The 22,860-nt window shown below is 69.9% G+C and carries 22 protein-coding genes; 7 read left to right on the forward strand and 15 right to left on the reverse strand.

Annotated features, from left to right (window positions below):
* Window position 1: 1 nt before the first annotated feature.
* The 7 genes from trpA to hisI all read right to left on the reverse strand — a co-directional run bounded on the left by trpA (window position 2) and on the right by hisI (window position 5,592).
* On the reverse strand, window positions 2-823 hold the full coding sequence (trpA, locus tag ACZ5BU_RS13120) for a tryptophan synthase subunit alpha (protein WP_465698436.1): 822 nt from the start codon (window positions 821-823) through the stop codon (window positions 2-4).
* Entirely contained in the window at window positions 816-2,027 is a 1,212-nt protein-coding gene (gene trpB, locus ACZ5BU_RS13125; protein ID WP_465698437.1) for a tryptophan synthase subunit beta, read from the reverse strand. The genes trpA and trpB overlap by 8 nt, the downstream gene beginning before the upstream one ends.
* 77 nt (window positions 2,028-2,104) lie before the next feature.
* Window positions 2,105-2,911 (reverse strand): indole-3-glycerol phosphate synthase TrpC, encoded by an 807-nt coding sequence (gene trpC, locus ACZ5BU_RS13130; RefSeq protein ID WP_131293313.1) that lies wholly within the window; start codon window positions 2,909-2,911, stop codon window positions 2,105-2,107.
* Between the two features lie 14 nt (window positions 2,912-2,925).
* The gene (locus ACZ5BU_RS13135; RefSeq protein ID WP_465698438.1) at window positions 2,926-3,192 is read right to left on the reverse strand and encodes an HGxxPAAW family protein; all 267 of its coding nucleotides are present in this window, start codon (window positions 3,190-3,192) and stop codon (window positions 2,926-2,928) included.
* Window positions 3,193-3,248: 56 nt separating this feature from the next.
* The gene (locus tag ACZ5BU_RS13140; protein ID WP_465698440.1) at window positions 3,249-3,779 is read right to left on the reverse strand and encodes a Trp biosynthesis-associated membrane protein; all 531 of its coding nucleotides are present in this window, start codon (window positions 3,777-3,779) and stop codon (window positions 3,249-3,251) included.
* On the reverse strand, window positions 3,776-5,266 hold the full coding sequence (locus tag ACZ5BU_RS13145) for an anthranilate synthase component I (protein ID WP_465698442.1): 1,491 nt from the start codon (window positions 5,264-5,266) through the stop codon (window positions 3,776-3,778). The genes ACZ5BU_RS13140 and ACZ5BU_RS13145 overlap by 4 nt, the downstream gene beginning before the upstream one ends.
* The gene (gene hisI / locus ACZ5BU_RS13150; RefSeq protein ID WP_387662676.1) at window positions 5,263-5,592 is read right to left on the reverse strand and encodes a phosphoribosyl-AMP cyclohydrolase; all 330 of its coding nucleotides are present in this window, start codon (window positions 5,590-5,592) and stop codon (window positions 5,263-5,265) included. The genes ACZ5BU_RS13145 and hisI overlap by 4 nt, the downstream gene beginning before the upstream one ends.
* Before the next feature lie 83 nt (window positions 5,593-5,675).
* On the opposite strand from hisI, the gene ACZ5BU_RS13155 reads away from it, so the two are divergent.
* Window positions 5,676-6,821 (forward strand): dipeptidase, encoded by a 1,146-nt coding sequence (locus ACZ5BU_RS13155; protein WP_465698444.1) that lies wholly within the window; start codon window positions 5,676-5,678, stop codon window positions 6,819-6,821.
* On the opposite strand, the gene ACZ5BU_RS13160 is transcribed toward ACZ5BU_RS13155, so the two are convergent.
* Window positions 6,818-7,684, reverse strand: coding sequence for a GNAT family N-acetyltransferase (locus tag ACZ5BU_RS13160; RefSeq protein WP_465698446.1), 867 nt, complete (start codon window positions 7,682-7,684; stop codon window positions 6,818-6,820). The genes ACZ5BU_RS13155 and ACZ5BU_RS13160 overlap by 4 nt on opposite strands.
* 157 nt (window positions 7,685-7,841) lie before the next feature.
* Here ACZ5BU_RS13160 and ACZ5BU_RS13165 point away from each other — a divergent pair, with 157 nt between their 5' ends.
* Together ACZ5BU_RS13165 and ACZ5BU_RS13170 are read left to right on the forward strand one after the other, a co-directional pair.
* Window positions 7,842-8,849: a hypothetical protein gene (locus tag ACZ5BU_RS13165; RefSeq protein ID WP_465698448.1), complete on the forward strand. Its 1,008-nt coding sequence runs from the start codon at window positions 7,842-7,844 to the stop codon at window positions 8,847-8,849.
* Window positions 8,850-8,974: 125 nt separating this feature from the next.
* Complete coding sequence (locus ACZ5BU_RS13170) at window positions 8,975-9,289, forward strand: Fe-S cluster assembly protein HesB (RefSeq protein ID WP_465698450.1); 315 nt, start codon at window positions 8,975-8,977, stop codon at window positions 9,287-9,289.
* Window positions 9,290-9,341: 52 nt separating this feature from the next.
* Here the strand turns inward: ACZ5BU_RS13170 and ACZ5BU_RS13175 are convergent, their stop codons facing one another.
* Together ACZ5BU_RS13175 and ACZ5BU_RS13180 are read right to left on the reverse strand one after the other, a co-directional pair.
* Window positions 9,342-11,138: an ABC transporter ATP-binding protein gene (locus tag ACZ5BU_RS13175; protein ID WP_465698452.1), complete on the reverse strand. Its 1,797-nt coding sequence runs from the start codon at window positions 11,136-11,138 to the stop codon at window positions 9,342-9,344.
* Complete coding sequence (locus ACZ5BU_RS13180; RefSeq protein WP_465698454.1) at window positions 11,135-12,916, reverse strand: ABC transporter ATP-binding protein; 1,782 nt, start codon at window positions 12,914-12,916, stop codon at window positions 11,135-11,137. Before ACZ5BU_RS13180 ends, ACZ5BU_RS13175 begins: the two co-directional genes overlap by 4 nt.
* A 148-nt stretch (window positions 12,917-13,064) precedes the next feature.
* On the opposite strand from ACZ5BU_RS13180, the gene ACZ5BU_RS13185 reads away from it, so the two are divergent.
* Complete coding sequence (locus ACZ5BU_RS13185) at window positions 13,065-13,706, forward strand: TIGR03085 family metal-binding protein (protein ID WP_465698456.1); 642 nt, start codon at window positions 13,065-13,067, stop codon at window positions 13,704-13,706.
* Here ACZ5BU_RS13185 and ACZ5BU_RS13190 read toward each other — a convergent pair.
* The 4 genes from ACZ5BU_RS13190 to ACZ5BU_RS13205 are packed head-to-tail and all read right to left on the reverse strand — an operon-like array spanning window position 13,692 to window position 18,529.
* The gene (locus tag ACZ5BU_RS13190) at window positions 13,692-14,288 is read right to left on the reverse strand and encodes a DedA family protein (RefSeq protein ID WP_465698458.1); all 597 of its coding nucleotides are present in this window, start codon (window positions 14,286-14,288) and stop codon (window positions 13,692-13,694) included. The genes ACZ5BU_RS13185 and ACZ5BU_RS13190 overlap by 15 nt on opposite strands.
* Window positions 14,285-15,049, reverse strand: coding sequence for an MBL fold metallo-hydrolase (locus tag ACZ5BU_RS13195; protein ID WP_465698460.1), 765 nt, complete (start codon window positions 15,047-15,049; stop codon window positions 14,285-14,287). The genes ACZ5BU_RS13190 and ACZ5BU_RS13195 overlap by 4 nt, the downstream gene beginning before the upstream one ends.
* Window positions 15,050-15,064: 15 nt before the next feature.
* On the reverse strand, window positions 15,065-17,170 hold the full coding sequence (locus tag ACZ5BU_RS13200) for an alkaline phosphatase family protein (RefSeq protein WP_465698462.1): 2,106 nt from the start codon (window positions 17,168-17,170) through the stop codon (window positions 15,065-15,067).
* Window positions 17,171-17,230: 60 nt separating this feature from the next.
* A complete protein-coding gene (locus tag ACZ5BU_RS13205; protein ID WP_465698464.1) occupies window positions 17,231-18,529 on the reverse strand; it encodes a family 43 glycosylhydrolase in 1,299 nt (432 codons plus the stop codon).
* A 147-nt stretch (window positions 18,530-18,676) separates the two neighbouring features.
* Between ACZ5BU_RS13205 and dacB the strand changes: the two genes are divergently transcribed.
* The 3 genes from dacB to ACZ5BU_RS13220 are packed head-to-tail and all read left to right on the forward strand — an operon-like array spanning window position 18,677 to window position 22,265.
* The gene (gene dacB / locus ACZ5BU_RS13210; RefSeq protein WP_465698466.1) at window positions 18,677-20,245 is read left to right on the forward strand and encodes a D-alanyl-D-alanine carboxypeptidase/D-alanyl-D-alanine endopeptidase; all 1,569 of its coding nucleotides are present in this window, start codon (window positions 18,677-18,679) and stop codon (window positions 20,243-20,245) included.
* 41 nt (window positions 20,246-20,286) lie between these two features.
* Window positions 20,287-21,237 (forward strand): GNAT family N-acetyltransferase, encoded by a 951-nt coding sequence (locus ACZ5BU_RS13215; RefSeq protein ID WP_465698468.1) that lies wholly within the window; start codon window positions 20,287-20,289, stop codon window positions 21,235-21,237.
* Complete coding sequence (locus ACZ5BU_RS13220; RefSeq protein ID WP_465698470.1) at window positions 21,234-22,265, forward strand: GNAT family N-acetyltransferase; 1,032 nt, start codon at window positions 21,234-21,236, stop codon at window positions 22,263-22,265. The genes ACZ5BU_RS13215 and ACZ5BU_RS13220 overlap by 4 nt, the downstream gene beginning before the upstream one ends.
* Here ACZ5BU_RS13220 and ACZ5BU_RS13225 read toward each other — a convergent pair.
* A complete protein-coding gene (locus ACZ5BU_RS13225) occupies window positions 22,210-22,842 on the reverse strand; it encodes a hypothetical protein (RefSeq protein ID WP_465698472.1) in 633 nt (210 codons plus the stop codon). The genes ACZ5BU_RS13220 and ACZ5BU_RS13225 overlap by 56 nt on opposite strands.
* Window positions 22,843-22,860: the final 18 nt, after the last annotated feature.

Raw genomic sequence — 22,860 nt, forward strand, 5'->3', positions numbered from 1 at the left:
ACTAACGATCGGGGAAGCTGCGAGGTTCCCGGCGGACGCCGGCGGACAGGTCTTCGGCCAGTGCGCGGACGCCGGCCGGGCCGTCGTCGCCGAGTGCCCGGACGAGCGCCGCGCCGACGATCACCGCGTCCGCGAACGCCGCGACACCGGCCGCCTGGTCACCGTTGGAGATGCCGAGGCCGACACCCACCGGCAGGCCGGTCGCGGCGTGCGTCCGGGCCACCAGCGGTGCCGCGAGGTCCGACGGCTTGTCCCGCGCGCCGGTGACACCCATCACAGCGGTCGCGTACACGAAGCCGCGGCAGTTCGCCGTGGTCATCGCGATCCGCTCGTCGGTCGACGACGGTGAGACCAGGAACACCTTGTCCAGGTCGTGTTTGTCGGCGGCCGCGATCCACTCGGCGCCCTCGTCCGGGATCAGGTCGGGCGTGATCAGGCCCGCTCCCCCGGCGGCGGCGAGGTCCGCGGTGAAGCGGTCGACGCCGTACCGCTCGATCGGGTTCCAGTACGTCATCACCAGCACCGGCACTCCCGCGTACGCCGCGAGCTTCTCGACCGTACTGAGCACGTCGCGGGTGCGCAGACCGCCGGCCCGCGCGATCTCGGTGGCCCGCTGGATCGTGACACCGTCCATCACCGGGTCGCTGTACGGCAGGCCGAGCTCGATCACGTCGGCGCCGCCGTCGACGAGCGCCTTCAGCCCGTCGAGCGCGCCGTCGTACGTCGGGAAGCCGGCCGGCAGGTAGCCGACGAAGGCCGCACGGCCCTCGCCGTTCGCCTTCCGGATCGCGGTCCCGGCGTTGCCCAGGGCAACTTCACTCATGCCCGGATCCCTTCTCGCCCAGCCCGAACCAGGTCGCGGCCGTGTCCATGTCCTTGTCGCCACGACCGGAGAGGTTCACCAGAATGGTTGCCTCAGGCCCCAGTTCCTTGGCGATGTCCAGCGCGCCGGCGACCGCGTGGGCGGACTCGATCGCCGGGATGATGCCCTCGGTCCGGGACAACAGCCGGAACGCGTCCATCGCCTCGGCGTCGGTGATCGGCCGGTACGAGGCCCGCCCGGTCTCGGCCAGCCACGCGTGCTCCGGGCCTACGCCCGGGTAGTCCAGCCCGGCGGAGATCGAGTGCGACTCGATCGTCTGCCCGTCCTCGTCCTGCAACAGGAACGACCGCGCGCCGTGCAGTACGCCGACCTGGCCGGCGGTGATCGTCGCCGCGTGCCGCCCGGTCTCGAACCCGTCGCCGCCCGGCTCGATGCCGTACAGCTTCACGTCCTCGTCAGGGATGAACGCGGTGAACAGGCCGATCGCGTTCGAGCCGCCGCCGACCGAGGCGACCGCGGCGTCCGGCAGCTTGCCGGTCAGCTCGAGCGTCTGCGCCCGCGCCTCGTCGCCGATGCCACGGACGAAGTCCCGCACCATCGCCGGGAACGGGTGCGAACCGGCCGCCGTACCGAGGATGTAGTGCGTCTTGTCGACGCTGGCGACCCAGTCGCGCAGTGCGTCGTTGATCGCGTCCTTCAGCGTCCGGCTGCCGGTCTTGACCGAGATCACCTCGGCGCCGAGCAGCTTCATCCGGGCCACGTTCAGCGCCTGGCGCTCGGTGTCGACCTCGCCCATGTAGACCACGCACTCGAGGCCGAGGTACGCGCAGGCGGTCGCGGTCGCGACACCGTGCTGGCCGGCCCCGGTCTCGGCGATCACCCGCGGCTTGCCCATCCGCTTGGTCAGCAGCGCCTGGCCGATCGCGTTGCGGATCTTGTGCGCGCCGGTGTGGTTGAGGTCCTCGCGCTTCAGCAGGATCCGCGCACCGGCCACGTCCGACAGCCGGGTCGCGTCGTACAGCAGGCTCGGGGCGCCGATGTACTCGCGCAGCATCCGCTCGAACTCGTTCGTGAAGACCGGGTCGGCCATGGCGTCGCGCCAGGCCTGGGTGAGCTCGTCGAGCGGCGCGATCAGCGCCTCCGGCATGAACCTGCCGCCGAAACGGCCGAAGTGCCCGAACTGGTCGGGCAGCACAGTACTCATCCGACAAAACCTTCCAACCCGGCCCGTACGGCGCGGGGAGAGTTACTGTCCCGTGCCGTTTGGACCGGCCGGGAGGGTCAGTGCCGCTGCTGGATGGCGGGGTGCGATCCGGCGGCGACGAGGTCGGCGACCGAGGCGCGGGGATCGCGGCCGGTCACCAGGGTTTCACCGACGAGGACGACATCGGCCCCGGCGCGCGCGAACTCGATTACATCATGCGGGCCGCGGACGCCGGACTCCGCCACCCGGACCAGCTCGGTCGGGATCGTCGGCGCCACCCGGGCGAAGGTGTCCCGGTCGACCTCGAGGGTTTTCAGGTTCCGGTTGTTGACGCCGATGAGCTGGGCGCCGGCGTCCACCGCACGCCGCGTCTCCTCCTCGTCGTGCACCTCGACCAGCGGGCACAGGCCGATCGACTGGGCCCGCTCGATCAGCGAGACCAGCGCCTCCTGCTCCAGCGCCGCCGCGATCAGCAGCACCATGTCGGCGCCGGCCGCCCGCGCCTCCCAGAGCTGGTACGACGAGACGATGAAGTCCTTGCGCAGCACGGGTACGTCGACCCGGCCGCGGACCGCCCGCAGGTCGTCGAGGCTGCCGTTGAACCGGCGCTCCTCGGTCAGCACCGAGATCGCCGCGGCACCACCGAGCTCGTACTCCCCGGCCAGCGCGGCCGGGTCGGTGATCTCGGCCAGCTCGCCCTTGCTCGGGCTGGACCGCTTCACCTCCGCGATCACCGCGATCCCGTCGCCGCGGAACACCGGCATCGGGTCCTTGGCGTCCGGCTTGCGCTGGGCCTCCTGCTTCAGGTCGTCCAGGCTGACCCGCGCCTGGCGCTCCGCGAGGTCCTCCCGGACCCCGGCGAGGATGTCGTCAAGCACAGTCATGTCTGATCGCCCCTTCAGTGGTCGCCGTCGGCCGGAACCCCGAAGCCCAGCAGCTGCAGCACCTTGCCGGCCAGCGCACCCAGCACCGCGATACCGACAGAGATCCAGAACAGCACCCAGTTCGGGCCGAGCACCATCGCGATGGCGCCGATCGTGAACGCGACCAGCACGATCGCCACCGCGGTCCACGCGGCCGGGCTGTTGCCGTGCAGATCGTGCGAAGCCTCCTCGAGCTGAGCTTCGATCCGACCGACCCCTTGATCCGCCACCGTATTGTCCATAGTTGGCGCCACTCCTCCTCCGTCGTCCGTCCTATTGTGGCGGTAGCCCGCCGCGATCAGAGAGTCGGGTCCTCCCCGGCGTCGATCGCCTTCCACTGATCGGCCGGTGCGGCGGCCGGATCACGCTCGTACCGCTGCGTCGCCTGCCGCCAGCGCTGCGCCGTCAGCACCGTCACCAACCCCGCCGCCACCAGCGCGATCCCACCCGCCAGGGCGAGCCACGGCGCGACGCCGAGGGACTGGGTCACGTGGTCGGCGAGCACGTCGCTCAGCTCGGGCCGCAGTCTGCTCAGTTCAGACCCGTCGGGGCGCACGGTCAAGGCGACGACGATCGCCGCGACGCCGAGCAGCACCACCAGACCGCCGAGGACCCGCCGCAACGCCGTCCCCGCGAGCTTCATCACCACCACCGCGACGACACCGGCGAGCGCGAGTGTCGCCGGCGCCTTTGTGATCGCGTACCCGTTCAGGACCACGTCCTTGCGACCGTTACCGGGGTTGACCGAAACCCAGGTCAGGTACGCCGACAGCCCGAGCAGCACCAGCGCCACCAGGGCGAGCAGGTCGACCAGCCGTTGGAGTCTCATACTTCGCTGAACGTCCCCGCGACCGCGATCGCGTTCAGTACGGCGGCCGCCTTCGTCCGGCACTCGGCGTCCTCGGCGGCCGGGTCCGAGTCGGCGACGATCCCGGCGCCGGCCTGGACGTACGCCGTACCGCCGCGCAGCACTGCCGTACGGATGGCGATCGCGGTGTCGGCGTCGCCGGCGAAGTCCAGGTAGCCGACCACGCCGCCGTACACGCCACGCCGGGTGATCTCGAGCTTGTCGATGATCTCCATCGCGCGCGGCTTGGGTGCCCCGGACAACGTTCCGGCCGGGAACGCGGCGGTGAGCGCGTCGAAGGCGGTCATCCCCGCCTTGAGCTGACCGGTGACCGTCGACTCCAGGTGCATCACGTGGCTGTAGCGGCGGACGTCCATGAAGTCGACCACCTCGACCGTGCCGGGTGCGCAGACCTTGCCGACGTCGTTGCGGCCGAGGTCGACCAGCATCAGGTGCTCGGCGCGCTCCTTCACGTCCGCGCGCAGCTCCTGCTCCAGCGCGTGGTCCTCCTCCGGCGTCGCGCCGCGCCGGCGGGTACCGGCGATCGGGTGCAGGATCACCTTGTGCTCGGTGACCTTGACCAGGGCCTCCGGGCTGGAGCCGACGATGTCGAAGCCGTCGAGGCGGACCAGGTACATGTACGGGCTCGGGTTGGACCTTCTCAGCACCCGGTAGATGTCGAGCGCGGACGCCGTACTCTGCAGCTCGAACCGCTGGGAGACGACGATCTGGAACGCCTCGCCCGCGCGGATCTCCTCCTTGGCGTGCTCGACGGCCTGCCGGTACTCCGCGCTCGACCGCTGCCGGTGCGGGTCCGGCTGGGCCTGCCGGTCGGCGCGGACGACGTACGACGGGGTGGGCTGCGCGAGGTCGCGCTCCATCGCGTCCAGGCGGCGGACGGCGTCCGCGTACGCCTCGTCGACGCGTTCGTCGGAGTCGTCCCAGTTGACCGCGTTCGCGATCAGCCAGATCTCGCCGGTCTCGTGGTCGAGGGCGGCCAGGTCGGTGGCGAACAGGAACGTCAGCTCGGGCAGGCCGAGGTCGTCGGTCGTTGTGTCGGGCAACCGCTCCAGGCGCCGGACGGCGTCGTACCCGAGGAAGCCGACCATGCCGCCGGTCAGCGGCGGCAGGTCGGGCAGCCGCGGGGTGTGCAGGATCTCGAGGGTTTCGCGGAGCGCCTTCAGCGGGTCACCGGTCTGCGGCAGGCCGACCGGTGGGTTGCCGGTCCAGACGGCCTCGCCGTTGCGTTCGGTCAGCGTCGCGGCGGAGCGGACGCCGATGAACGAGTACCGCGACCAGACGCCGCCGTTCTCCGCGGACTCCAGCAGGAACGTGCCCTCGCGCTCGGCGGCGAGCTTGCCGTACACACCGATCGGCGTCTCCGCGTCGGCCAGCAGCCGGCGGGTGACCGGGATGACCCGGCGGTCCTTCGCGTACTCGCGGAAGGTCTCCAGTTCCGGGGCCGTCACGCCGCCACCTCGATCTCACCGTGCTCGAAGCAGCTACGGGTGCCGGTGTGGCAGGCCGGCCCTTCCTGGTCGACGAGCACCAGCAGGGTGTCCGCGTCGCAGTCGACGAGCACCTGCTTGACGTGCTGACGGTGGCCGCTGGTCTCGCCCTTCACCCAGTACTCCTGCCGGCTCCGCGACCAGAACGTACTCCGCCCGGTCGCCGCGGTACGGCGTACTGCCTCGGCGTTCATCCAGCCCACCATCAGGACCTCGCGCGTGTCGTACTGCTGCACCACCGCCGGGATCAGCCCGGCCGCATCGAAGGTCAACTCGTCGATGTTCACCTGCCCATTCTCTCCGATGCCGGGGAGTGCTCCGACCCGCGACCCCCGGAGCGAGCCGTGAGCAGGCCTGACAGGATGGCGGAATGACGACTGGTGAGGCGCGGGTCCGGGCGGTACTGGCGGAGCATCCGGTGATCGACGGGCACAACGACCTGCCGATTGCGTTCTACGAGTTGTGCGGGTACGACCTGGACGCTTATGACCTGGCCGGGTCCGTTCCGGAGTTGAACACCGACCTGCCGCGGTTGCGGGCGGGGCACGTGGGGGCGCAGTTCTGGTCGTTGTGGGTGCCGCAGGACGAGCACGCCGTACGGCGGACGTTCGAGCAGGTCGATTTCGTACGGCGGCTGGTCGAGCGGTTCCCGGAGGACCTGCAGCTCGCGGACACCGCCGACGACGTGGAGGCGGCGATCAAGGCCGGCAAGGTCGCCTCGTTGATGGGCATGGAGGGCGGCCACTCGATCGGTGAGTCGCTCGGCGTACTGCGGGTGATGCGCGCGCTCGGCGTCCGGTACATGACGCTGACGCACAACAACAACGTGTCCTGGGCGGACTCGGCGACCGACGAGCCGGTGCTCGGCGGGCTGAACGAGTTCGGCGAGGAGGTCGTGAAGGAGATGAACCGGATCGGCATGCTGGTCGACCTGTCGCACGTCTCCGCCGACACCATGCGGCACGCGCTCCGGGTGACCGGCGCGCCGGCGATCTTCAGCCACTCGTCGTCCCGCGCGGTCTGCGACGTACCGCGGAACGCGCCCGACGACGTCCTCGAGACGCTCGCGGCGAACGGCGGCGTCTGCATGGTCACCTTCGTCCCGTACTTCGTCTCGCAGGAGTACGTCGACTGGGTGGCCGGCGCCCGTGCCGTCGCCGAGGAGCAGGGCCTGACCGACGACGACCAGCCGGGCAATCCGATCCCGTCGATGCTGCGGCCGGAGAACCAGGCAAGGATCGCCGAGCTGTACGGCAAGCCGAAACCCGAGATCACGCTGGCGGATGTCGTCGAGCACGTCGAGCACGTCCGGGAGGTGGCAGGCATCGACCATATGGGCGTCGGCGGCGACTACGACGGCTGCCCGGAGTTCCCGGTCGAGCTGCCGGACGTGGCCTCGTACCCGGTGCTGTTCGAGGCGCTGGCCGACCGCGGCTGGAGCGACCAGGACCTCGGCAAACTTGCCGGCGGCAACATCCTGCGCGTACTCCGCGCCGCGGACGACGTCGCGGTCTAAGACTCGCGGTACTGCGAGCGGATCTCGTCCAGCGGTTGCAGGCCGGCGGCCTGGTACGTCGCGATCGCGCCGACGTTGGTGCCGGGCGTGACCGTGTAGACGCTGGACGAGCCCATCTCCCGCAACGCCCGCGCGCAAGCGAGGACCATCGCCGTGCCGTACCCGCGGCCGCGATGCAGCCTGTGCACGCCCATCGGCTCGATGTACCCGGGGCGCCCCTCACCCGCCGACCACACGGTCGCCGCGGCCACCGATTCGCCGAGCTCGTTGCGCAGCACCAGACACCGCGCGTCGGCGTACGGCAGCCCGTCCGACATCGCGAACCAGCGCTCGTTCGTGAACGTCGACCCGTCGAACGAGGCCCGCTGTACGGCGGTCCGCTCGTGCGCCTCCTCCGCGCCGATCACGTCGACCCGCACGCCGGGGTCCGGTACCGGGTCGGTGAGATCGCGGCGGACCGGCACCCACGGGACGTCCGCGTTCCAGCCGTCCTTGAACAGCAGGTCCTGGACCAGCGCGCCCATCGGCGTCTCGACGTACACCTTGCCCTCGATCAGCACCCCGGCCGCGGGCGCGGACACGTCCTCGGCGATCCGCCGTGCCAGCTCCTCGTCACGCTGCAGCTCCGGCGCGATCGACATCCGCAACCAGTCCGGCTCGTCGAGCATCCCGACCGCGACGATCTCCCCGTCCCGCCGCCAGACCCGCGTAGCCGCCGCCGTCCGCTCAACCCCGAACCGCCAGAACCACCCCAAATCCCCCGGATGCAACTGCAACGGAACCCCCTCCCGCGTCCACTCCCGCAACACCCCCACCACTTCACCCAGCTCGCCAGCCCCCGCACTACTCAACGCAATCGCCATACCCGAGATCACACACCATCGCCCCGACAGTCCGCACATCGGTTCTTTGAGCACCCACCAACCAGGAACAGGGCCGAAATCTGGTTGATGCGTGCTCAAAGTGCGTTATCCACAGGGCCTCGAGCGTGCGAAGGGGGTATCGCGGGACGATGGTGCCGTGGATCGGCTCGAGGGGATCGTGCGTGAGCAACTGCGCGTCGTGACGCGTACTCCGGTGCCGCGGAAGGACCTGAGTGAACTCGGCATCGGCGACGCGGACCTTCGGCGCCTCGTACGGCGTGGCTACCTACAGCACCACCATGGCCAGTACGTCGACGGACGACTCGACAAATACGTCGCCGTGATCGCCTGTGCGCGGGCGGCCTACCCGGGGTCAGTCGTGAGTCACTTCAGCGCGGCTCAGCTGGCCGGGCTTCCCGTCTGGACCGACCGGGAACGTCCGTCCGCGCCACCGATCGACGCCACCTGGCTCACCCGACCGCCGCCCGCCACGCGGAATCAGCGGCGCCCCGACATCGTCGTACGGCGGGCGGGTCTGACAACAGACGACGTATCACGGTACGGCTGGCTACCGGTCACCACCCTCGCCAGGACGGTGGTCGATCTCGCGCGGGAACTACCGTTGCGCGAGGCGATCAGCACGGTGGACCACGCTCTGCGATCAGGTACGACGACGACCGATCTGCTCGCGGTTTGCGCCCGCCAGGAACACTGGCCAGGGATTTCGCAGGCCCGCGCGACGATCGGGCTCGGTGATCCATTGTCCGAGTCGGTTCTGGAGTCCATCGCGCGGGCGGCGTTCTGGGCAGCAGGGCTGCCCACGCCCATACTGCAGGCGCAGTTCTTCGACGAGTTCGGCTGGATGCCCGAGCGGGTCGACTTCTGGTGGCCTGAGTTCCGGACGATCGCGGAGGCCGACGGGTTGGCGAAGTACGAAGCGGACACCCGCGAGGAGCGACGCCGCCGCATGCGCCGGGCTCATCGCCGCGACCAGAGGCTGAGCGATCTGGGTGTCGAGCTTGTGCACTTCGGCTGGGAAGATGCGCTCGCCCCGCGCTCCGACCTCGTCGCTCGACTCCGCTCCGCGTTCGCGCGAGGTGCCGCGCGCACCACCGAGGCTCCCCGCTGGCGGGTCGCGCCGATCGTGTCCGCCCACGTCGCGTGACGTTGGGCACGGGTCAACCATCGCGGCGGCGAATTGGTGGTTGGTGGGTGCTCAAGGACGAGGTTTGTGATTTCGGCGTGGGGGCACGGGGCGGGGGCTATGACAACCGACGGATGGAGTGGGCTGTGCTGACCCTGACAGAGAACGCGACGCTGGTGATCAAGAGCATCACCGGGGTCGAGGGCGCGCCGGACGGAGCCGGAGTGCGGATCTCGCAGGAGAACCCGGCGGATCCGGCGCTCGCGGTGACCACGACCGAGTCTCCGCAACCAGGTGACCAGGTCGTCGAGGAGGCGGGTGCCCGGGTCTTCCTCGAGCAGAACGCCGCGAACGCGCTCGACGACAAGATCCTGGACGCGGCGGTCGACGACAAGGGTGGTGTCGAGTTCCTGCTGGTCCCGCAACCGGGCCCGAGCAACGGCGCCGCCCCGACCCCTTGATCTGAACGGGTTCAGGGCCGGCCGGTTCAGCCGGTCGGCCCTGACCCTGCGCTTAGACCGCGCTGCGCTGGGCGATCCAGCTGTCGTGCAGCCGCGTGTAGACCCCGCCTGCGCCGACCAGCTCCGCGTGCGAGCCGCGTTCCACGATCGCGCCCTCGTCGAACACGAGCACCTCGTCCGCGGCCTCGGCGGTGGACAACCGGTGCGCGATGGTGACCGACGTACGCCCGGCCATCAACCGCTCGAGCGCCGCGTTCACCCGCACTTCGGTACCCGGGTCGACCGCTGACGTCGCCTCGTCGAGCACCAACAGGTCCGGGTCCGCGATGTTCGCGCGGACCAGTGCGACCAGCTGTCGCTCCCCCGCGGACAGCGACTCGCCGCGCTGCCCGACCGGCGACTGCAGCCCGTCCGGCAGGGACTCGAGCCAATCGGTCAGCCCGAGCGCCTCGAACGCGGCCAGCAGCTCCGCGTCGGTCACCTCCGGCCGCCCGAACCGCACGTTGTCGGCCAGCGACGCGTCGAACAGGTACCCGTCCTGCGGCACCATCACGACCCGCTCCCGCAACGACTCGAACGAGATGTCCCGCGCGTTCACCCCGTCCAGCTTCACGGCCCCGGACGTCGGGTCCATCAGCCGGGTGAGCAGCTTCGCGAACGTCGTCTTGCCCGACCCGGTCTCCCCGACGACCGCGACCCGCCGATGCGGCGCAATCCGTACGTCAACGTCCCGCAGCACCAGTTCGCCTTCAGGATAAGCGAAATCGACGTCGTCGAACTCGACCGTGATCGGTCCACGCGCCTGCTTCACGCCGTCCTCGCCCGGGTCCGCGACGTCGGCCGGTGTCGCGATCACGCCGAGCACCCGCCGCCAGCCGGCGAACGCGCTCTGCGCGTCGGTGAGCACCTGCGTCGCGATCTGCACCGGGTCCGAGAACAGCGACACCAGGAACATGAACGCGAGCAGCTCGCCCAGCGTCGCCTGCTTGTCGACCCCGAGCAGTACCCCGACCGTCAGGACGCCGGCGTTCGCGAGGCCCGCGGCCAGACCACCGATCGAGAACGTCAGACCGGTGATCGCCTGCGCCTTGGTCGCGGTCTTGCGGTAGTCCTCGATCGACGCGTCGATCCGGTCCTGGGTGCGCTGCTCGATCGCGTACGAACGGACCACCTGCGCCCCGACGACCGGCTCCGAGATCGCGGACAGCATCTCGCCGACCTTGGCCCGGACGATCCCGTACGCCGCCGACATCGCGCGCTGCAGGTACTTGAGGCTGGCGAACAGCGGGACGAAGCACAGCAGCACGACCAGCGCGAGCTGCCACGAGTAGAAGAACATCACGATCGTCGCGAGGAACATCTGCCCGAGGCTGACCAGGAAGATGAACCCGCCGAACTGCAGGAACTGCGACACCGTGTCGACGTCCGACGTGACCCGGCTGACCAGCGCGCCGCGCCGTTCGGTGCTCTGGGTCAGCACCGGCAGGTCATGCACGTGCCGGAACGCCTTGATCCGCATCGTCGCCAACCCGGACTCCGAGTTGACCGCGAGCCGCACGGTCGTCAGGTACGACGCGCCCGCGGTCAGGATCACCCCGAGCGCGCAGATCAGGCACATCCAGGCGACGTACGACATGTCGGGACCCTTCGGCCCGGACAGCCCTTTGTCGATGGTCTGCTGGACGGCGATCGGTACGACGATCCGTCCGGCCGTCATCGTCAGCGCGAGGATCCCGGTCAGCCACCACCCACGCGCCAGCTCGGGCGAGACCTTCAGACCGTCCTTCAGGGTCTGCAGCCCACCCGCGTTGTCGCCATGGTCAAGACGGCTAGCTTCGGCCGCGCTCACGCTGAAACCTCCTCTTCGTCGAGCTCTGCCTCTTCCTGGCGGCGCTCGGCATCCTTCTCGTACGCGTCGACCAGGTCCCGGTAGGCGGGGGTCGACGCCTGCAGCTCGGTGTGCGTGCCGTGCGCCTGGATCCGGCCCTCGTCCAGGAACAGCACCTCGTCGGCGAGCGAGATCGTCGCCTTCCGGTACGCGATCACCAGCACGGTCGTCGCGGCGCCGGCGTCCTCCTGTACGGCGGACCGCAGCCCGGCCAAGATCCGCGCCTCCACCTGCGGGTCGACCGCGCTCGTCGCGTCGTCGAGGATCAGCAGGCGCGGACGGCGTACGAGGGCCCGAGCCAAGGCGATGCGCTGCCGCTGCCCGCCGGACAGCGTCGTCCCGCGCTCGCCGACCTTGGTGTCGAGGCCGTCCGAGAGCGCCTTGACGAAGCCGTCGCCCTGGGCGATCCGGAGCGCGTCCCACACGTCGTCGTCGGTGTAGTCGCCACCGAGAGTGATGTTGCCGCGGATCGTGTCGTCGAACAGGAACGCGGTCTGCGCGACCAGCGCCACCGATCCGGCCAGCTCGTCGCGGGCCAGGTCGCGCAGGTCGAGCCCGTCGACCTTCACCGCACCCTGCTCCGGGTCGACGAGCCGGGTCAGCAGCGTGGTCATCGTCGACTTGCCGGAACCGGTCGGCCCGACGACCGCGACGGTCCGCCCGGGCTCGACGGTGAAGTCCACACCGGCCAGTACGTCGCGCTCCGGCAGGTATCCGAACCGCACGCCCGCCACCTGCAACCGGGCCGCAGAAGTCGACGCCAGCCGCGCCTCGCCGTACTCCATCCCGCCCTCGGCGGTCAGCACGCGCTGCACGCGGTCCCAGCCGACGACCGAGCGCGGGAGTTCGCCGAGCACCCAGCCGAGCGCCCGGATCGGGAACCCGATCAGCGTGAACAGGAACGCCACCTGGACCACGTCACCCGCGTCCGCCCCACCCGAGCGAACCCGCCCGACGCCGACCAGCAGCACCGCGAGTACGCCGAGCCGCGGCAGGCCGTCGATCACCGGGTCGAACATGCCGCGGGCCTTGTTGACCGCGATGTTCGCGTCCCGGAGCGCGTACGTCGGCTCGCGGAAGCGCTCGGTCTCGGCCGCCTCCCGGCCCAGCGTCTTCACCACCAGGGCGCCGTCGAACGACTCGTGCGCGACCTCGGAGACGTCCGCCCGGAGCTGCTGCGCGCGGGTCGCGAGCGGCTGCAGGTACCGCTGGAAGATCACGTTCGCGACGAAGACCAGCGGGAACACCAGGCAGCCGACCAGCGCCAGCCAGACGTCGGCGGCGAACATCGCGATCGTCGCGAACACCAGCATCGCGATCACGCCGATCGCCATCGGCAGCGGCGCGATCACGAACCAGGTCGACTCCACGTCGGCGTTCGCGTTCGACAGCAACATGCCGGTCGAGTGCTGGTGGTGCCACTCCAGCGGAAGCTTCAGGTACTGCCGGGTGACGCGGCGCCGGTACGTCGCCTGCAGCCGGAACTGCATCACGCCGGCCCCGAGCCGCCGTCCGACGACACCGACCGCGTTCAGGATCGCGATACCCATGAACAGCGAGATCAGCGCCGCGATCGCACCGCCGCTGACGTCACCACGCTCGAACGCGGGCCGGATCAGGTGGTCGGTCGACCAGCCGAGCGCCCAGCCGCCGGCCACGGTCATGCCGCCGTACAGCATGCTGGCGAGCACGGCCAGCGCGAAGATGCCCGGCTCCTCCCAGATCGCCACGCGCAGCACGCCGAAACCTCTCCGGGTGACGCTGCCCTTGTCTGGGACTTTCGGGACAGGCAAGACACGCTCCAGGGCAGTCAGGTGCATACGCGGGACACAGACATGACAACGATTGACATTCTGCCATTCCCCACCGACAACTACGATCGGATATGTGACCGACTACAGCCGGGTAGAACGACTTGCTCTGTGTGAACTGTTCGACCAGGTCGGACCCGCCGCCCCGACGTTGTGCGAGGGCTGGGACGCGTACGACCTCGCCGTCCACCTGTACGTCCGGGAGGCCGATCCGATGGCCGGGCCGGGGCTGGTGATCTCCGCGCTGGCGGACACCACCGAGCGGCGGATGAAGCGGGCCAAGGACAGATACAGCTACGCCGAGGTGGTCGACAAGGTCCGGAACGGCCCGCCGCGGGCGTCGCTGTTCGCGGTCCCGAAACTCGGTGCGCAGATCAACACCGCGGAGTACTTCATCCACCACGAGGACGTCCGCCGCGCCCAGCCCTCGTACGAGGTCCGCGCCCTGCCGGCCGATCAGCAGGAGGGCCTGTGGAAGGGGATCAAGCTGACGGCGAAGCCGACGGCCCGCAAGTCACCAGCCGGCCTGGTGCTAGCGCGTCCGGACGGTACGTCGGTCGTCGCGAAGCAGCCGACCGCGCTCGGCTCGGTCACCGTGACCGGCGAGCCCGCGGAGCTGACGTTGTTCTGCAGCGGGCGGCAGACTGTGGCCGACGTACAGCTGGACGGTGACGCGGAGGCTGTCGAGCAGCTCCGCAACGCGTCATTCGGTCTGTGACTTCGAGCGCTGTGACCGGCGGCGGGCGCGCTGGATCAGGCTGCTGACGACAGTGGTCAGGACGACCAGCACGATCGCGGCCAGTACGCCCTGCCACGGCTCGTCGAAGAGCGCGTAGCCGAGCAGACCGATCGCCATGTAGACCGCCGACCACAGCGACGACGCGGTCAGGTCGACGAGAGCGAACCGCTCCCACCTGTATCCGGCGAGCCCCGCGGCGAGCAGGACCGGGACCCGGCCGCCCGGGATCAGCCGCGACGTGAGCAGCACGCTGATCTCGTGTTCGGCCAGCCGTTCGCGCAGCGCGTCCAGCGACGCGTTGTCGCGCAACCAGCCGATCCGTTTGGCCAGTCGTTCGCCGCCGAGCCGGCAGCCGGCGTAGACGATCAGGTCCCCGGCGTACGCCCCGGCCGCGCCCGCGATCAGTACGCCGACCAGCCCGATCGGGTTGCTGTGCGATGCCAGTACGGCGCCCGCGGACACCGCGGCACCCGTCGGCAGCACAGGCAGCACTGCTCCGATCAGCACCGCACCGGCCAACGCGAACAAGTACCAAAGGTCGAAGTTGGCGTCTCCGCTCATACAGGCACCTCGAGCGACTGACCGGGTACCAGGACCTCGACCTTCACCGCGGGGTCGATCTCGGTCATCGCGGTCTTGAACCTCTCCCCCGGCGGCAGGAACAGCTCCGGCTTGATCCAGTCGCAGCCGATCGGCCAGAACGTCCCGAAATGTACCGGTACCGCGGTCGCCGCACCGACCCGCCGGACGGCCTCCGCCGCGCGGAGCGGATCGAGGTGCCCGGGACCGAGCGACGGCCCCCAGCCACCGACCGGGACCAGCGCGACATCGACCTGCCCGGCCTCGGCCGCGAGACCGTCGAACAGGTCGGTGTCCCCGGCGAACCAGACGCTCGGCGAGCTGTCGACCCGGTAGCCGACGGCCGGCGCCGAGTACGACGACCAGGGCATCCGCCGGCCGTCGTGATGCGCGGTGACCACGGTGATCTCGAGCGACCCGATCTTGATTTGGTTGCCAGGAGCAACCTCGATGCACCGGTCCGAGTACCGCGGGCCGCTGTCGGCGTGGATCAGCCTCGCCGCACCGCGCGGCACCACCAGTGCGGCGTCCGGCGAGACGAACGGCAGCGACGTCAGGTGCAGGTGATCGGCGTGCAGGTGCGACACCAGGACCGCGTCACAGTCCCCCGCTTCGGGCGCCGGCAGCGGGCCGCGGCGGCGGCGCAGGTGCGCGATCCGCGCGGTCAGCACCGGATCGGTCAGCAGCCGCGTGCCGTTCGCCTCGATCGTGGTGGTGGCATGACCCCACCACGTCACCCGCATGTCACTCGCACGCCTTCAGGCCTCCACCTTCGACTCGACCGGTTCCCGCTGGTCCTTGCGCTGTCCCAGCTTCTCCAGCCAGCCGATCAGCACCTCGTGTACCGCGTCCGAGCCTACGGGAGGCTCGTCCAGAACCCAGCGGCTCGGGTGGACGAGGACCGCGTCGGTCTGCCAGCCGCCGATCCCGCCGTGGCAGCCGACCAGTTCCTCGAACGCCGCGACCTCGTGGGTGTAGTCGTCCAGCCGGCTGACCACGACGAGGTCGCCGTTGTGCGGCATCTCGGCCTGCCGGAGCATCGAGGTGGCAGCGAGAGCGCCGTACGGCCTGAGCGGGTCCTCGCCCTCGATCCGCCCGGAGCGCAGGACGTGGACCCCGGCCGCGCCGATCGCGACCGGGCCCTCGGCGAGCGAGTCGACGACCACGAACCCGATCCCGGGATGGGTCGCGAGGCCCGGGACGAGCTTGGGGTGCAGCAGTTCGATCTCCTCCAGCGGCACCCGGCCGGGCGTCGTCGCGAGGTAGATCAGCGCGAGGTTGCCGGATGCGGTGACGACCATCTGCTCGTCCGGGGCGACCGTCGGCTCACAGTCCTTCGGACCGAGCTCGACCTCGCCGCTCTTCACGTGCAGGGCCTTCCGGGTGACCGATCCGGCCACGCTGCGGCGCATCGTGAGCTCGGTGAGGAACGTGTTCACCGGACCCCAGCCCTCGGACTTGCCGACCGCCTGGACCGGCTCCTTGGTCGTGTCGACCAGGTCGTCGACGACCTCGGCCAGCGTCCGGCCGTACCGCTGCAGGAACGTCGAGCCCTGGCTCTGGCCGTGGTCGGACAGCACGACGATCTCGTACGAGTGCGGGAGGATGTCGATGATCCGCTGCAGCGCGCCGAGCACCCGGTCCAGGCCCTCGAGGGTCTGCAGCGACTCGGCCCGGGTCGGGCCGGCGTGGTGCGCGACCTCGTCGTAGTCGACGAAGTCGCAGTAGATCACCGGAGTTCCTTTCACGAGCTCGTCGGTGATCAGCGAGACGTTCAGGTCGCGGAGCAGGACGTTGGTGATCGCGCGGAGGAAGATGTACCCGCCGCCGCGCTTGACCCGTGGCACCAGGTGCCGGACGCGTTGCCGGCGGGCCTGGTGCAGTTCCTTGATCATCTCCGCGACGCACAGGGTCAGGCCGCGCGCGGCGCCCTGCGGGCTGGAGAAGAACCGGACGTACCCGCGGCTGCGGCTGTCCGGCAGGCCGGCCCGGCTGAACACCAGCTCACACTTGTCCGCGTCGCCGGACCAGTTGTTGCTGATGCTGACGCCGCCGTCGGCGAGCAGGCCGCGGCCGGTCGACATCCGGGCCTCGAGTTCCGCCGCGTCCCGGCCGCGGTTGGTGACCATCACCCGGCCGGTCTCTTTCTCGTACCACCGGAAGGCCGGGATGTGCTTCGAGCCGCCGTGCAGGATCCCGGCCTGGCTGGCCGGCGTGGTCGCCGGGACGCCGGTGTGCCAGGACAGCATCGAGTGGTTGCCGTCCCGGATCCAGCCGCCGAGGTTCGGCAGGTTGCCGGCCAGCACCATCCAGTTCAGCAGCGGGGCCGACAGGCCGTCGATCTGGATGATCAGCATCCCGGTCTTCGGCGCCGGCTGGATCCGCCGGGCCCGTCGGTGCACGACCCGCATCACCTCGGCGACGTACGCGTCGTCACTGCCCGCGTACGCGATCCAGCCGACGAAGGCGCTCACCGACGACATCACGATCGACACCAGTACCGGTGCCTCGACCCCGCCGTGCAGGTCGACACCGGGGTCGACCGTGATGCCGAGGTAGACGACCGCGAACTGCGACAGCAGGCCGCCGACCAGGACGCCGATGGACCCGATCAGCACCGCGACGCCGGCCAGGATCCAGCGCACCAGCACCGAGAACACCGCCATCAGCACGACCAGCCGGAAGATCGGCAACCGGCCGTCGCTGCTGATCTGCGGCAGCAGCCAGAACGTGACCGTCAGCGTGATCAGCGACGCGAGCCCGCCGTACAGCATCGCTCCCACGCCACGTCCGGTACGGCGGAGATCCAGCCATACCGGACGTCGTCGCCGGGCCTTCGACATCTGTTCTGGTGGTTTCGCCATCGCCTGCTTCCCCGCACTGCGCTTTGTCCAGTACGAGAGTACGGGGTCTCGGCGACAGCTTTACTGCACCTCGAGGTAGTCGACCTCGGTGTAGAGGTCGCCCTTGGTCAGGCGGATCGTGTTCCATCCGGCGTTCAGGATGACCGGGACGGAGCTCTCGTGCCAGTTGTCCCAGCCCGTGACCGGGTAGCTGACCGAGCCCGCGTTGTTGCCGTTGACAACGAGCCCGTGGCTCGCGGTGGACGCGGAACCGTTGGCGTACCCGACGTACAGCGTGTAACTGCCGGACACCGGCGCGAACACGGTGTTCTCCACCCAGGAGTCGGCGTAGTCGATGTACGCGACCACCTTCCCGTCCGAGGCGCCGGCCGCGTTGTCCCGGACGGTGCAGTGGTTGAGGGTGCCGCGCTCAGCTTCGTACCGGACGCGGCTGCCGCGGACCACCGGGTAGTCGTTCGCGTACCCGACGTCAGCGACGTACAGGTGCCGGTCGCCGTTCACCCAGCCGTGCAGGAAGACCTTGTCGCCGACGAAGTTGGCGCCACCCGGCCCGCACACGTGATCGTCGAACGTCGCCGTCGTCATCAACGGCCGGTACGCCGTCGTCCACGGGCCGCCGAGGCTCGTCGAGGTGGCGTACGACGTGAGGTAGTTGCAGTCGTTGTACCCGCCGCCGGAGAAGTAGAGCACGTACTGGGAGCCGCGCTGCACCAGGTCCGGCGCCTCGATGATGCCGCTCGACGTCAGCATCGCGGTGTTGCCGCCGGCCAACGTCTGGCCGTTGTTCGCTGTCTTGGTGAGCCACAGCGTCGAGGGCTGGCTGATCGCGTTCCCGTCGTTCTTCCAGACCAGGTAGCGGGTGCCGTCGTTGGCGACGAACGTGTTCGGGTCGATCGCGCCACCGAGGTCGAGCGGACAGATCAGCGGCGCCGTACCGACCGGCTGGAACGGCCCGAGCGGGCTCGATGCGGTGGCGACGCCGATGCACTGCCGGCCGGACGCCTTGTGCCACGCGGCGTAGGTGAGGGTGTAAGTGCCGTCCGGGTTCGGGTAGACGTCGGGCGCCCAGGTGCGGCCGGGCTGGGCCCAGTCGGCGGACGGGCCGGCGGGCATCGCGTCGCCGCGGATCGTCCACGGGCCGTCGGCGCTCGGCGCGGTCGCGACCGGTACGGTGCCGCGGCTGCCGTTGGTCGCGTACGCGTACCAGGTGCCGTTCTGCTCGAAGACGTCCGGGTCGGGGAAGTTCTCGCCGATGATCTCGCTCGGGAAGACCGCCGAGGTGGTGGCCGCGTGCACGGCCGGCGAGAGGAAGGCGGAGAGGCTGAAGACGGCCAGTACGGCCGCCAGAAGTCGCTTCATGGGTGACTCCTCAGGTGGGGCGGATACCTGTGGATCTCACTTTTACATCGATTCACCTGAAACGCTATGCCTCAATCACTGGACCCGGGCGGAGCGGGGGTGGAGACTCCCGCTAGTTGATTTCCGCCTGGATCAAGGGAGTGTCTCGTGAGTCATTTACCGAGAGTGTCGGGGCGCGGGATGGTGGCCGTGGTGGCGGCGCTCGCCGCCGTCACCGGCGGCTATGTCGGCCAGTCCGCGGCGGCGCCGAGCGCAGTACAAGCGACCCCACTGCAGCAGCGGCTGGACAGCCTGCTGAACGACAGCCGGTACGACGGTTCCCAGGTCGCGCTCGTGGTCCGGGACGCGACCACCGGCGAGACGCTGTACGACAAGAACGGCGCCGAGCGGCTGCTGCCCGCGTCGAACACCAAGCTCTTCACCTCGACGGCCGCGATGCACACGCTCGGACCGTCGTACCGCTTCCACACCGACGTCCTCGCCACCGCACCCGTCCGCGGTGGACAGCTCCTCGGTGACCTCTACCTCAAGGGGTACGGAGACCCGACAGCGCTCGAGTCCGACTACGCCGGCCTGGCTCACCAACTGAAGGCGGCCGGCGTACGTCGGATTGTCGGCAATCTGATTGCCGACGATACGTACTTCGACCAGGTCCGGCTCGGCGACACCTGGTCGTGGGACGACGAGCCGTACTACTACAGCGCGCAGATCTCAGCGCTGACGCTGGCGCCGAACACCGACTACGACTCCGGCACGGCGATTGTCGAGAGCCGCCCGGGTGCGGCCGCGGGTGCTCCGGTGCAGCTCGACCTGGTGCCGGCGACCGGCGTCCTGAAGATTGTCAACAATGCGACGACCGGCGCGGCCGGCTCCGCGAACACGATCAGCGTCGACCGCGACCACGGTACGAACGTCGTCCGGATCACCGGGTCGATGCCGCTCGGCTCCGCGGTCGAGCAGGACTGGGTGACCGTCTGGGAGCCCGAGCTGTACGCCGCCGACGTGTTCCGCCGGCAGCTCGCCGCGCAGGGCATCACGGTGCTGGGGAAGATCGAGAACGCGGCCACCCCGACCGGCGCGACCCGGCTGGCGCGGGACGAGTCGATGACGGTCGGCGAGCTGATGACGCCGTTCCTCAAGCTCTCGAACAACATGCACGCCGAGACGTTGGTCAAGACGATGGGAGCGGTCGCGGAGGCCGACGGCAGCTGGCCGGCCGGGCTGGACGTGGTGACGAATTACGCGAAGTCCCTGGGTGTCGACACCAGCCGCATCCGGTTGTCCGACGGCTCGGGCCTGTCCCGCAAGGTGAATGTCACCGCGGACTCGATCACCGACGTACTGATCGGTGCGCAGCACGAGTCGTGGTGGCAGCAGTGGTACGACGCTCTGCCGATCGCCGGCAACCCGGATCGGTTCGTCGGTGGAACGCTGCGCAGCCGGATGCGGAACACACCGGCCGCCAACAACCTGCACGGCAAGACCGGGTCGCTCACGGGCGTGACCGCGCTGTCCGGGTATGTCACGAACAAGGACGGCCGGAAGCTGGTGTTCTCGATGATCAGCAACAACTACCTCAGCAGCCCGCGCTCGATCGAGGACGCAGTCGGCGTCACGCTCGCCTCCTGGTCCGACCAGGCACCGCCTGCTGCTTTGGTGGCGCCGTTCAAGGCTGCTTCGCCTGCGTGTGAGTCGGAGTGGGACAAGGCCTGCTAATCCGTTCGACAGGTGCGGCGGTCGTTCCCCACGATGGGCGGATGACCGCCGTACTGCCCGACAGCTACACCGTCCGCCCGCCGTCGGTCGAGGACGCGCCGGCGATCCTCGACCTGGTGGGCGCCTACAACATCTCGGTGATCGGCACCGCCGACTGGACCCTCGACGACGTCCAGGACGCGCTGAACGAGCCCGACTTCGACGCCTCGCGGGATGCGTGGCTGGTGTTCGACGGCGATCGGCTGACCGGATTCGGGTGGGTCTTCGGGAAGGGCGATCACCGGCAGCTCGACCAGGACGTGGTGGCCGACGACCTCGAGCTCGAGCGGTGGCTGCTCGAGCGGGTCGACGAGCGGACGCTGGAGTTCGGGCGTACGTACGGGCATTCGTCGGTGCACCTCGACACGGTTGCGTACCGGGCCGACGAGGCCCGTCGCTCTCGGCTGGCCGGGTACGGCTACGCGTGCGGTACGACGTTCCACCGGATGCGGATCGACCACGCGGGGCCGGTGGCCGCGCCGGAGGTTCCCGCTGGGGTCGTGGTTCGGCGCGGTGCACCTGACGAGGCGAGTCGGCGGGCGGCGCATGCCGTACTGAATGCTGCGTTCGAAGGGCAGTTCGGGTTCACGCCGCGGTCGTTCGAGGAGTGGCAGGCGGCGCAGGAGAACCATTCGGCGTTCGACTGGTCGCAGTTGACGTTGCTGGAGGTGGACGGCGAGGCGGTCGCGATGCTGGCCGCCAACGACCAGTTCGTCGAGGACGAGGACTGCGGCTACATCGGGCGGCTCGCCGTACTCGAGAAAGCTCGCGGCAAGGGGCTCGCGAAGTTCCTGCTGCGGGACCAGTTCGCGGTGGACGCGGCGAACGGGCGGGCCGGGACGATTCTGCACGTCGACACGAACAACCCTACACCGGCGCTCGGCGTCTACCTGTCGGTCGGGATGCAGGCGGTGCTGGTGATGGAGGTCTGGCGGCGCGAGGTGACGGTGTGAGCCTGCCGGAGAGCTACACCTGGCGGCCGATGCGGCTCGAGGATGCCGGGCTGATCGCCTCGCGGTCGGCGGAGTACACGTCGGCGTTGCTCGGGTTCGCGAAGCACAGTCCGGAGGATGTGGCGAACTACCTGCGCGATCCGGGGACGAACCCGGCGACGGACGGGTGGGTGGTGTTCGGGCCGGACGGCTTCGCGGGTTCGGCGACCGCGGTTCCGATCACCGGTGGGTCACACGTGAACGTCGACATCCTGAGCTCTGATCCCGTCGTCCTGAACTGGCTGCTCGACCAGGCCGAAGCCCGCGCGGGCGCGGCGGGCGCGGCGGGCGCGGCGGGCGCGGCGGGCGCGGCGAGTGCGGCGAGTGCGGCGAGTGCGGCGAGTGCGGCGGTGGATGGTCGCCGGGATGTGGTGCTGCGCGTCGGCGTCGTTCGGCAGGACGAGCTCCTCCCCACCGTTCTCGCGGCGCGGGGGTACGCGATCGGTACGTCGGTGCACCGGATGCGGATCGACTTCGACGGGCCGGTGCCGCAGCCTGTCGCACTCGACGGGGTCGTCGTACGGCGGGGTGCTCCGGACGAGGCGAGCCGCCGGGCCGCGCACGCCGTACTGATGGAGGCCTTCGCCGAGCAGCCCGGGACCTTGCCGCGGCCGTTCGACGAGTGGGCGGCGTCGCGGGAGAGCCGGTCGACGTTCGACTGGTCGCAGGTGACGATCGTGGAGATCGACGGACACGCGGTCGGTATGACCGAGTGCAACCACAACTTCGTCAGCACCGACAACTGCGGGTACGTCGGGCGGCTGGCCGTCGTACCGTCGGCACGCGGGCGCGGGCTCGCGAAGTACCTGCTGCGGAACGCGTTCGCGGTCGACTCCGCGGCCGGGCGATCCGGCACGATCCTGCACGTCGACACGAACAACCCGACGCCCGCGGTAGCCCTCTACACCGGCGTCGGCATGCGCCCCGACCTGATCAGCGACATCTGGCAGCGAACGATCCAGGCGGGCGGAGACAGGCGCGTCCCTTGAGTACGACGCGTTCTCCGGTTGTACCGGCGTAGACCGTGCGGTTGCCGAGCGGGGTCTCGAGGTCGAGTTGGAGGGTGGTCGGCGCGGGGCCCCGATTCGTGCACTGGTGACCGTCGTTCTGATCGGAGTCGATGCCGTACCGGTACGCCGCGATCCGGACCGAGCCACCGTCCTGGGACAGGATCCGGACCACCGTGTTCGGCAGGCAGGGCTCGATCGCGACGTCGTCCGGTTCGACACCGACGATCAGCTCCGTGAGCCGCTCCGGATCCAGCTGCGCCGAGGTCACAACGATCTCCCCCCGGAGCAGGATGACCGTCGTACCGAGCTTGTACTGCTGCGGAGCCGGCCCGTCGACCGCGTACGACGGCTGTTCGAGACCGATCGTCGGCTCGGGATCAGCTGGTGGATTGCCCGGCCGGGCGGCGATCCCGATCCCGATCAGGACGGCCGCAACCGCGACCGCCGCGGCCGTCACGACGTACGGCCGCCGCCGCTGCTCGAGGTCCTCGAGCGGCGGCGCCTCGTCCGAGAGCAGCGTGTCGCCGTACTCGATGACCGGGTACTCGTCCCGCACAGGGCTCAGTGTCTCGCC

This window comes from Kribbella sp. NPDC031520 (assembly GCF_055580825.1).